We start from the raw sequence: 10,721 nt of genomic DNA on the forward strand, positions 1-10,721 counted from the left end.
GAGTCGCAAAAAATTCGCCGAAATGGAAGGACGCTAGGGAATGGCCGAAGCTGTGGTCGAGAAAAAGAAGAGCAGCTGGCAGGCGCTGAAGCTGGCGTTGAACAACCGCAAGACGGGCTTCATGCTGCTGTTCGGCTTCGCCAGCGGTCTTCCGTTCGCCCTGTTTCTCGGGACGCTCTATGCCTGGTTGACCGAGGCTGAGGTCGATCTGGAGACGATGGGCGTGTTCTCGCTCATCGGTCTCGCCTACGCCTTTCAGTTCCTGTGGTCTCCGCTGGTCGATCGGGTGGACATTCCCGGTCTGAGGAAACTCGGCAAGCGCAAGCAATGGATCGCGCCGATGCAATTGCTGCTGGGCGTGATCCTGGTGACGATGTCGCTGCTCGAACCCAGAAGCCAGCTCGCCTGGTTCAGCCTGCTCGCCGGCATCGGCGCCTTCGCCAGCGCGACGCAGGACATCGTTATCAACGCCTGGCGCATCGACATCGCCGACGACGAAGCGACGATCGACATCCTGTCCACCGTGACGCAGATGGGGTTCCGCTTCGCCGCCCTTGTCGGCGGGGCGCTGGGCCTGATCATCGCCGAACGGATCGGCTGGCCGCAAACCTATGTGGTGATGGGCGCGCTGATGCTCGCCATCGGCTTTGCCGGGCTGTTCGCCCCCGATGCGGATGTCGACAAGGGGGCGGCGACGATCGAGAACGAGAAGCGCACCGCCGAGCTCTACGAGGTCGGCGAGGTCGAGCCTCGGGTGCGCAACTGGGCGCTGCTCGCGGTCGGCCTGCTGTGGGCCTGGGCGATCGGCACGGTGCTGGTGTTCATGGTCCGCTCGATGACCTACGCGCCGGAACTGCGCCCCGATCCGACCGAATTCACCGCCACTTTCGGCCCGCTGATCATCGCCGCGACGATCATTCTTCCCGCCTTCATCGCCGCCTGGCTGGTCAAGTTGCGGCGCGAGGGCAGGCATGTGGTCACCAGCGACCGCGTCGCCGGGAAGCGCGACGGGCTGATCCTCGACCAACTCTACCGCGCATTGCTGTTGCCGCTGGTCGAATTCGTCGGACGGATGGGCTGGTCGCTGGTGCTGGTGCTGGCGCTGGTCCTGACCTACCGGATCACCGACGCGATCTGGGGTACCTTCGCCTATCCCTTCTATCTCGGCGAGCTCGAGTACACCCTCGACGAGGTGGCGGTGGCGTCGAAGTTCTTCGGCGTCGGCGCGATCATCCTCGGGCTCGCGCTCGGTGGCTGGATGATCACCGCGCTGGGACGGATGTTCACGCTGACGCTCGGCGCCTTCCTCGCCGCGGTGACCAATCTGCTCTATGCCGATCTCGCCCTCGGCGGGGCGACGATGCAGGCGGTGAGCGATGCGATCGGGTTCACCTGGGCGGTGATGCAATTCCCCGGCGGCAGCGAGAGGCTGGCGCGGCTGATGATCGTGATCGGCGGCGAGAACCTTGCCATCGGCATCGCAGGCGCGGCCTATATCGCCTGGCTCTCGAGCATCGTCGCCAAGGGCTATTCGGCGGTGCAATATGCCCTGCTCGCCTCGCTTACGCTGCTGGTCGGCACGCTCGGGCGCGGGGCGCTGGGCGAGATGATCGAGGAGCGCGGCTATTACGACGTCTTCATCTTCACCATGCTGATCGGCATGGTGGCGGTGGTGCTGTGCATCCTCGAATGGATTCGCGAGCGCCGGGCCGGAGCGCGGAGCGGCGTGGTGGCTGCCGATGCCACGCCCGAACTGGCCGCGAGCCAGGGCTAGTCCGGCAGCTCGCGATTGAGTCGGAGGACTTCGCCCGCGAGGTAGAGCGAGCCGGATACCAGCACCGGCAGGCTGTCGGCCGGGAGCGAGGCGAGAGCCTCGACGACATCGGATGCGGAGCGTGCGCCCGGTCCGAAGGCGCTGGCCGCGTGCCAGTCGTGCCCCGGCACCGGGACGACGGTGACCGAGGCGATGGCTTCGCCGAGCGGCGAGATCAGCGCCGCGGGATCCTTCGCCTCGAGCATGCCGATGACGAGGTGGAGCCGCTCGCCGGCGAAGTGCCGGGCCAGGACCTCGCCCGCGCTGGGGTTGTGTCCGCCGTCGAGCCAGACGATCCGGTCGCCGGTGAGCGGGCCGGGCGCCAGCCGCTGCAGCCGCGCCGGCCATTTCGCGCTGCGCAGTCCCTGCGCCATGGCGTCGCGCGAGACCGAGATCCGGTCCTGATGCCGCAGCATGGCGATGGCGAGCGCCGCGTTTTCGGCCTGATGCGCGCCGGGAAGGGCGGGAAGCGGCAAGGCCAGCTCGCCGTGCCGATCGGCGTAGTGCAGGGCGGTTGCAGTGGCGCTCATCGACCAGTGCCGCCCGCGCATCGCCAGCGGCGCTCCGTGGGTCATCGCCGCGCGCTCGATCTCGAGCTCGGCCTCGGCCGGATAGCTCAAAGTGACAAGCGGGCTGCCGGTCTTGGCAATGCCGGCCTTCTCGAATGCGATCCGGGCCAGCGGCACCTCCGGCGTTCCTTCTTCGGGCGCGAGCAGGAAGCGTTCGTGATCGATGCCCAGCGCCGCGATGCCGCAGGCGGCGGGAGCGGGCAGCACATTGGTCGCATCGAACCGCCCGCCGAGCCCGACCTCGACCACGCAGGCGTCGGCGGGGACGCGGGCGAACTCGGCGAAGGCGGCGGCGATGGTCACCTCGAAGAAGCTGGGGCTCAGGTCTTCCCCCGCATCCAGCACCACTGCCAGCAGCGCAGCGAGCCGCGCGTCGTCGATCAGCTCGCCGGCCACCCGGATGCGCTCGTTGTAGCGCACCAGATGCGGGCTGGTGGTGACATGGACGCGCCTGCCCTCCGCCTCCAGCATGGCGCGCAGAAAGGCGCAGACCGAGCCTTTGCCGTTGGTCCCCGCGACATGAAACACCGGGGGCAGGCGCAGATGCGGATCGCCAAGCCGGCCCAGCAGCGCGCGGATCGTATCGAGCCCCAGCCGCCCCTGCGGCACGCTGAGCGCCGCCAGCCGGTCGAGCTGAGCCTGCACGGCTGGATCGGCGGAGGTCGCGAAGTCGCGCAGGGCGCCTAGGCCGCCTTCCTCGGCTGCAAATAGTCGATGACCGTCGCCAGCATGTCCTTCAGCTCGTGGCGGGGGACGACCATGTCGACCATGCCATGCTTGTGGAGATACTCGGCGCGCTGGAAGCCTTCGGGGAGCTGCTCGCGGATCGTGTCCTTGATCACCCGCTGGCCGGCAAAGCCGATAAGCGCGCCCGGTTCGGCGATGTGCAAATCGCCCAGCATGGCATAGCTCGCCGTGACGCCGCCCGTGGTCGGGTCGGTCAGCACCACGATGTAGGGCAGGCCGGCTTCCTTGAGGCGTCGGGTCATCACCGTCGCCTTTGGCATCTGCATCAGGCTGAGAATGCCTTCCTGCATCCGCGCGCCGCCCGCCGCGGTAACGACGACGTAGGGGCAGCCGAGGCTGAGCGCCTGTTCCGCGCCCTTGCAGAAGGCGGTGCCCACCGCCATGCCCATGCTGCCGCCCATGAAGGTGAAGTCCTGCACGCCGACCACCGCCGCGCGGCCTTCGATCGAACCGAAGCCGACCACGAAGGCATCCTTGTGCGGGCTCTTGGCGCGCGCCTTCTTCAGCCGGTCGGTATACTTGGCGGTATCCTTGAACTTGAGCGGATCCTCGCGGACGTCGGGCTGGTCCATGACCACGTAACCCCCGTCGAGCAGCAGTTCCAGCCGCCGGTCCGCGCCGATGCGGCCGTGATGCTCGCAGCGCGGGCAGACGTCGTCGTTGTCGTGATACTCCTGCGCGAAGATCATCTCCTGGCAGGACGGACATTTGATCCATAGGTCCTTCTCCGATGCCCGCTTGGGCAGGAAGGACAGCGAATTGCGGACGCGGGTGAACCAGTTCATGCGCTCGTCCTTGCGGCGGAATGCACCGCCTTGGCAAGACCGGCGGTGAGGGTGCGCAGGTGCCGCGGCGCATCCGCTCCGTGTTCGCCGACCAGTTCCACCAGCGCCGAACCGACCACGACGCCGTCCGCGACGCACGCGATCGCGCCGGCCTGTTCGGGCGTGCGCACCCCGAAGCCGACCGCCACGGGAAGGTCGGTCGCGGCTTTGAGGATCGCCACCGCATCCTCGATGCTCTGCTGCGCGGCCTGCTGCTTGCCGGTGATACCGGCGACCGAGACGTAGTAGAGGAAACCCTCGCTGCCCGCGATTACCTGCGGCAAGCGCTTGTGATCCGTGGTCGGCGTGGCGAGGCGGATCGGGGCGATCCCTGCGGCGCGCAGAGCGGGGCCGAGCGCCTCGTCCTCCTCGGGCGGGATATCGACGCAGATGACCCCGTCGACGCCCGCCTTCCGGCACTGATCCGCGAACCATTCGGGCCCGCGCCGCACCATCGGATTGGCATAGCCCATCAGAACCAGCGGCGTTTCGGGGTGGCGCTCGCGGAACGCGGTCGCGATGGCGAACACGTCGGCCGTGGTCGTCCCAGCTCCGAGCGAGCGGATGTTGGCGTTCTGGATCGCCGGACCATCGGCCATCGGATCGGTAAAGGGCATCCCCAGCTCGATCACGTCCGCGCCGCCTTCGACCAGCGCATCGAGATTGGTCGCGGTGTCGCCGTCACCCGCGGTGACGAAGCAGACGAGGGCGGGGTGGGGCTTGGCGAAGGCAGCGGAGAGGCGAGTGGGGGAGGTCATGCGGGGGTCTATCGTTCAGGTTGGAGCTGTCGAAGCTGAAGGGTGTTACAGGTGTTACACGGTTCAGGAGAAGAAAAATCGGCGGGGGCGAGCGGGGGTCGGCGATCGGGCATCGAGAAGAGATTTGCAGCGGTCATTAAGCGAGGATGGCACATCCATTGCCATGTAGGACAGCCCCCACCCCACCGTCACCCCGGCCCCCGAGCCGGGGTCCCGCTGCCTTGAGCGCCGCGCAGGAAGAAGCTGGACCCCGGATCAAGTCCGGGGTGACGAGAGTGGATGGTGTTTAGGAAACACAGTTGAGGAGAGGGTCACGGGCTGGGTTCAAACTGCCGTTTTGCGTCGCGCCCGCTAAGCCATCGATTGAAGAGGATAACCGCAAGGAAGGCGAAAAAGAACTTTGCGTCTTCGAAGCCCAATCTAAATCCGTTGCCGAAAAGCCAGCTGACGATCGGCACAATGACGACCGTTTGAACCGCCGCGAGCATCAAAGCCGTTCCAGTGGACTTGAGGAGGCTGCTCACATCTCCACTCCCAGCTTTTCCGCGACGGTGAAGATGTCCTTGTCGCCGCGGCCGCAGAGGTTGGCGAGGATGATCTGCTCGCGGTCCATTTCCTTCGCGCGCTTGGCGACCGCGGCGATCGCGTGGCTGGGTTCGAGCGCGGGAATGATGCCCTCGGTCCGGCACAAAAGCTGGAACGCCTCAAGCGCTTCGTCGTCGGTCACGGCGGTGTATTCGACCCGCTCCATGTCCTTGAGCCAGGCGTGTTCGGGGCCGATGCCCGGATAATCCAGACCCGCGCTGATCGAGTGACCTTCGACGATCTGGCCGTCCTCGTCCTGCAACAGGTAGGTGCGGTTGCCGTGGAGCACGCCGGGGAAACCGCCGAGCAGGCTGGCGGCGTGTTCGCTCCCGTCGAGCCCGTGACCCGCCGCCTCGACACCGAGCATCTTCACGTCCGCGTCGTCTAGGAAAGGGTGGAACAGGCCGAGCGCGTTGCTGCCGCCGCCGATCGCCGCGACCAGCAGGTCGGGCAGGCGGCCGATGCGGTCCTGCAACTGCGCGCGCGCTTCCTTGCCGATCACGCTCTGGAAATCGCGCACCAGCTCCGGGTAAGGGTGCGGGCCCGCAGCGGTGCCGATGATGTAGAAAGTGTCGTGGACGTTCGCGACCCAGTCGCGCAGCGCCTCGTTCATCGCGTCCTTGAGCGTACCACGCCCGGCGGTGACGGGACGGACTTCGGCGCCCAGCAGCTTCATGCGGAATACGTTGGGCGACTGCCGCCGCACGTCCTCCGCGCCCATGAACACCGTGCAGGGCAGGCCGAAACGCGCGCAGACCGTGGCGGTCGCGACGCCGTGCTGACCCGCGCCGGTTTCCGCGATGATGCGGGTCTTGCCCATGCGGATCGCGAGCAGGATTTGCCCGATGCAATTGTTGATCTTGTGCGCGCCCGTGTGGTTCAATTCGTCGCGCTTGAACCACACTTGCGCGCCGCCGAGCGCGTCAGTCAGACGTTCCGCGAAATACAGCGGGCTCGGGCGGCCGACATAATGTTCGAGCAGGTCCTGGAACTGCGCGTCGAACGCGGGATCGGCCTGCGCCGCGCGGTATTCGCGTTCGAGGTCGAGCACCAGCGGCATCAGCGTCTCGGCGACATAGCGCCCGCCGTAATCGCCAAAATGCCCGCGCTCGTCGGGCATGTTGCGGAAGGAATTGGGCTGGGGATCGTTCATCGCCCGGCGGCTTCGCAAATGCCTGGAGCGCTGTCCAGCATCCTGTGAAACCGGAATAAGGTCCTTGCACGCCCCGATCGGACGCGATGGGTCGTTCGTCGAGTGTATTATTGCCATCGCACGGCAACACGATAGATCGGTAACACGCGAGCAGCGTTTCAACTCCGGCCGGATGGTCCCCGACCCCGACCAATCCCCCCAATCCGGCCCGAGCGACGGGCGGTTCCTCCATCCGGGGGAGCCGCCCGTCTTACGATACGTTGCGAACTGCCTCGACGAACGCCTTGATCTTGGAGGGGTTCTTGACGCCCGGTTCGTCCTCGACTCCGCTCGAGGCATCGACCAGCGTCGCCCCGGTCCGGCGGATGGCTTCGCCGACGTTGTCGGCCGTCAGTCCCCCGGCCAGGCCCCAGGGCATATACGCGTTCCACCCGTCGAGAATGTCCCAACGGAAGGAAACACCGTTGCCGCCCGGCAGGCCACCCGGCACCGGCGTGGCCGGGGCATCGAACAGCAGACGGTCGCAGGCGCCCACGAATTTCCGGGAGTTCTCGAGCGTTTTTTCCTCGCGCAGACCGACGGCTCTCCAGGTCTCGACCAGCATGTGTTGCTTCGCAAGCGTCATCCATTCCGGCGTTTCCCCGCCATGGAACTGGATGACGTCTGGGCGCACGGCCTCGTAGGCACGGGCGAGTTCCGCGGGCTCCATTCCGACGACCACCAGGACCAGCTTAACCTCGGGCGGCACGCGGCGGCGCAATTTGGCAGCCTCCGCCAGCGGGACGTGACGCGGGCTTTTCTCGTATTGCACGATGCCGACATGGGTCGCGCCGGCATCGACCGCGGCATCGAGGGTTTCGGGCGTCGAGAGCCCGCAGATCTTCACTTCGGTGGCCATGGGCCGCGCTCCTAGGCCAAGCTAACGCGGCGCGAAAGCCTCACGGGGCGAGCTCGTAGACCACGGTGACACTGGCGTTCATTTCCAGTTCGCCGGGCTGCACGGGAGCAGGCGGGGGCGGGGGCGGAGCGGAATCCGCCGCCATCCGCGCGAAGGCCATCGGCGGGGGACCGTAATGGCCGCCGCCCTCGGTGATCGAGACGATCCGCACGATCCGCAGGCCGGCGGAACCGGCGAGCAGTTCGGCCTTGCGGCGGGCATCCGCCATGGCGTCGCGCCGGGCCTCGTCGAGCGCCGGTTCGGGCTCGTCGAGCTGGAAGTTCGGGCCGTTGATCTGGTTGGCACCGGCGCTCGCCAGCGTGTCGATGATCCGGCCGTATTCGCCCAGTTCGCGCTGGCGGACCGAGACGGTGTTGTTCACCTGATAGCCGATGATGGTCGGGATCTGGTCCTCGGGGGCGGGGGGGACGTAGGGCTGTCCGCTCTGCGCCCGCAGCGCCGCCTCGCGGTTGGGGTCGCGGTAAACCGGATTGATCGAGAGATTGCTGGTCTGGATGTCGCGCTCGGCAATCCCGGCGCGGCGCAGGGCGGCGATCACCTGCTCCATGGCCCGCGAGTTCTGGCCCAGCGCATCGGCGGCGGTGGTGCCCTGGCTCGTCACCCCGGCGCTAAAGATCGCCATGTCCGGCGCGCGCATCGATTCGCCCGAGCCGTTGACGGTGAGGACGGTATGGTTGGCGGGGATCGCGACCTCCGGTTGCACCACCTGCGCCGAAAGCGGAGCAAGCGGCAGCGTGGCAGCGGAAGCGGCTAGGAAGAGGAATGCGGCACGCATGGTCGGTAACTCCCGATTGTTCGGTGGGAAGGGCGGGATCGCGCAGCATCGCTTGCTGGCCCGTGAATGCATCGTTTCCGAAGCGGTCAGAGCGTCGCCTCGATCTCGCGCGCGGCGGCGAGCGGATCGTCGGCCCGGCTGATCGGGCGGCCGATCACAAGCACGCTCGCGCCATCGTCGCGCGCCTTGCGCGGGGTGACGACGCGCTTCTGGTCGCCGGTCGCTCCGCCCGGCAGCCGCAGCCCCGGAACGACGAAGAACCCGTCCTTCCACTGGCGATGGACCGCCGCCACTTCCTCGCCCGAGCAGACCACGCCATCGAGTCCCGACCTGTGCGCCAGCTCCGTCAGCCGCATGACATGATCGTGCGGCGAGCCGTCTATCCCGGTCGCCTTCAGGTCGCGTTCGTCGAGGCTGGTGAGCATGGTGACGGCCACGACCTTGCAATGTTCGCCGGCGGCGGCCTTCGCATCCTCCATCATCGCGCGCCCGCCGCAGGCATGGACGGTGACGATCGCCGGTTCGAGCACGTGGATCGCCTGCATCGCCCCGGCGACGGTGTTGGGAATGTCGTGCAGCTTGAGATCGAGGAAGATCGGCAGGCCGGTCGCATGGGCGATCTCGTGGACGCCGTGGCCGCCGTGGGCGTTGAAGAATTCCAGCCCCAGCTTGATCCCGCCGATATGTGGCCCGACCTTCTCCGCCAGCGCCTTCGCCGCATCGAGCCGCGGCAGATCGAGCGCGAGAAAGATCGGGTTGCTCATCGATCGTCGGAGGGTACCGGATCGACCGGGTTGTCTGGTTCGGGCCGGACCGGGGCGGCGGGGGCCGGTTCGGCCACCACGGTGTCGGTTGCGACATCCCCGGTCGTGGCATGCGGCGGAGCAGACCGGTTCGCGGCGGTGGTACGCGCGGCGCTCTCGAGTTGGTTGATCCGCCGCTGCAGGCGCCATTTGGTGCCGCGGTGGAGCAGCCAGGTGGGGACGAGGCCGATCAGGAAAGCGATGATCACTAGCGCCGGGACCTTCGTCTCGACGATCATGTTCTCCCACAGCTGCACCTCGACCGGCTTCCAGTTGAAGGCGGTGAACACCAGGAGGAGCACCAAAATCAGCACCCAGAATGCGGTTCGGAGAATCTGCATGGGTCGACTACCCCTTCGTATCGGCGCGCTTTCCCGCGATGCTAGGCAAAGCGCGGGCGCGCGTCCAGCATCCGCTATCCGAACACCCGCGCGAAAATCGTGTCGACATGGCGGAAATGATAGGCGAGGTCGAACTTCTCCTCGAGCGCGCTCTCGCCCAGTACCGCGGTGACCTCGCCGTCCTGCTTCAGCAGGTCGAGCAGCTTGAGGTGCCCGTCGCTTTCCCACACCTTCATCGCGTTGCGCTGGACGATCGCATAGGCGTTCTCGCGGCTGACACCGGCCTGGGTCAGTGCGAGCAGCACGCGCTGCGAATGGACGAGACCGCCCATCCGGTCCAAATTCGCCTGCATCCGCTCGGGATAGACCAGCAGCTTCTCGACCACGCCGGTCAGCCGGGCGAGCGCGAAGTCGAGCGTGATGGTCGCGTCGGGACCGATGAAGCGTTCGACGCTGGAATGCGAGATGTCCCGCTCGTGCCACAGCGCCACGTTTTCGAGCGCGGGCAGCGCATAGGCGCGGATCATCCGTGCCTGGCCGGTGAGGTTCTCGGTGAGGATCGGATTGCGCTTGTGCGGCATCGCCGAGCTGCCCTTCTGGCCGGGCGAGAAATACTCCTCGGCCTCCAGCACCTCGGTGCGCTGGAGATGGCGGATCTCGACCGCCAGCCGCTCGATGGATCCCGCGACCACCGCCAGCGTCGCGAAAAACATCGCGTGCCGGTCGCGCGGGATCACCTGGGTGGAGATGGGCTCGGGAACGAGGCCCAGCTTCTCGGCGACATAGGCCTCGACCTCGGGATCGACATTGGCAAAGGTCCCGACCGCGCCCGAGATCGCACAGGTGGCGATTTCCGCCCGGGCGTCCCACAACCGCGCGCGGCAGCGCTCGAACTCGGCATAGGCCTGCGCCAGCTTGAGCCCGAAAGTCACCGGTTCCGCGTGGATACCGTGGCTGCGGCCGATGGTGGGCGTGTAGCGATGCTCCTCCGCCCGGGTCTTCAGCGCCCCGAGCAGCGCGTCCATGTCGGCGAGCAGGATGTCGGTCGCACGGGCGAGCTGGACGGCAAGCGTGGTGTCGAGCACATCGGAGCTGGTCATGCCCTGGTGCATGAACCGCGCCTCCTCGCCCACCTGTTCGGCGACCCAGGTGAGGAAGGCGATCACATCGTGCTTGGTCACCGCCTCGATCGCATCGATCGCGTCGACGTCGATCGCGGGATCGGTCGCCCACCAGTCCCACAGTGCCTTGCCGGCACTTTCCGGCACCACGCCGAGTTCGCCGAGCTTGGTGGTCGCATGCGCCTCGATCTCGAACCAGATGCGATAGCGCGCCTCGGGCTCCCATATCGCGGACATTTCGGGGCGGGCGTAACGGGGGACCATGCGAACTCCG

The 10,721-nt window shown here is 67.1% G+C and carries 11 protein-coding genes; 1 reads left to right on the top strand and 10 read right to left on the bottom strand.

Features of this window, described 5'->3' with window-relative positions; genetic code table 11:
* The first annotated feature begins 40 nt into the window (after positions 1-40).
* The gene (locus ACGHN1_RS06865; protein WP_390549581.1) at positions 41-1,774 is read left to right on the top strand and encodes an AmpG family muropeptide MFS transporter; all 1,734 of its coding nucleotides are present in this window, start codon (positions 41-43) and stop codon (positions 1,772-1,774) included.
* Here ACGHN1_RS06865 and ACGHN1_RS06870 read toward each other — a convergent pair.
* From ACGHN1_RS06870 to purB, 10 genes are all read right to left on the bottom strand, one after another.
* The gene (locus ACGHN1_RS06870; RefSeq protein WP_390549803.1) at positions 1,771-3,060 is read right to left on the bottom strand and encodes a bifunctional folylpolyglutamate synthase/dihydrofolate synthase; all 1,290 of its coding nucleotides are present in this window, start codon (positions 3,058-3,060) and stop codon (positions 1,771-1,773) included. The genes ACGHN1_RS06865 and ACGHN1_RS06870 overlap by 4 nt on opposite strands.
* 5 nt (positions 3,061-3,065) lie before the next feature.
* Entirely contained in the window at positions 3,066-3,914 is an 849-nt protein-coding gene (accD, locus tag ACGHN1_RS06875) for an acetyl-CoA carboxylase, carboxyltransferase subunit beta (RefSeq protein ID WP_390549583.1), read from the bottom strand.
* A complete protein-coding gene (trpA, locus tag ACGHN1_RS06880; RefSeq protein WP_390549585.1) occupies positions 3,911-4,711 on the bottom strand; it encodes a tryptophan synthase subunit alpha in 801 nt (266 codons plus the stop codon). Before trpA ends, accD begins: the two co-directional genes overlap by 4 nt.
* A gap of 311 nt (positions 4,712-5,022) precedes the next feature.
* The gene (locus ACGHN1_RS06885; protein ID WP_390549587.1) at positions 5,023-5,235 is read right to left on the bottom strand and encodes a hypothetical protein; all 213 of its coding nucleotides are present in this window, start codon (positions 5,233-5,235) and stop codon (positions 5,023-5,025) included.
* A complete protein-coding gene (gene trpB / locus ACGHN1_RS06890; protein WP_390549589.1) occupies positions 5,232-6,449 on the bottom strand; it encodes a tryptophan synthase subunit beta in 1,218 nt (405 codons plus the stop codon). Before trpB ends, ACGHN1_RS06885 begins: the two co-directional genes overlap by 4 nt.
* A 250-nt stretch (positions 6,450-6,699) precedes the next feature.
* Positions 6,700-7,347 (bottom strand): phosphoribosylanthranilate isomerase, encoded by a 648-nt coding sequence (locus ACGHN1_RS06895; RefSeq protein WP_390549591.1) that lies wholly within the window; start codon positions 7,345-7,347, stop codon positions 6,700-6,702.
* Positions 7,348-7,387: 40 nt separating this feature from the next.
* Positions 7,388-8,182, bottom strand: a complete 795-nt coding sequence (locus ACGHN1_RS06900; protein ID WP_390549593.1) for an SIMPL domain-containing protein — start codon at positions 8,180-8,182, stop codon at positions 7,388-7,390.
* A gap of 86 nt (positions 8,183-8,268) precedes the next feature.
* Positions 8,269-8,946 carry an orotidine-5'-phosphate decarboxylase gene (gene pyrF / locus ACGHN1_RS06905; protein ID WP_390549595.1) on the bottom strand — a complete coding sequence of 226 codons (678 nt, stop codon included), beginning with the start codon at positions 8,944-8,946 and terminating at the stop codon, positions 8,269-8,271.
* Positions 8,943-9,326, bottom strand: coding sequence for a DUF1049 domain-containing protein (locus ACGHN1_RS06910; RefSeq protein WP_390549597.1), 384 nt, complete (start codon positions 9,324-9,326; stop codon positions 8,943-8,945). The genes pyrF and ACGHN1_RS06910 overlap by 4 nt, the downstream gene beginning before the upstream one ends.
* A 74-nt stretch (positions 9,327-9,400) precedes the next feature.
* Complete coding sequence (purB, locus tag ACGHN1_RS06915; protein ID WP_390549599.1) at positions 9,401-10,711, bottom strand: adenylosuccinate lyase; 1,311 nt, start codon at positions 10,709-10,711, stop codon at positions 9,401-9,403.
* Positions 10,712-10,721 lie beyond the last annotated feature (10 nt).

This window comes from Qipengyuania sp. MTN3-11 (assembly GCF_042851825.1).
Lineage (GTDB): Bacteria > Pseudomonadota > Alphaproteobacteria > Sphingomonadales > Sphingomonadaceae > Qipengyuania.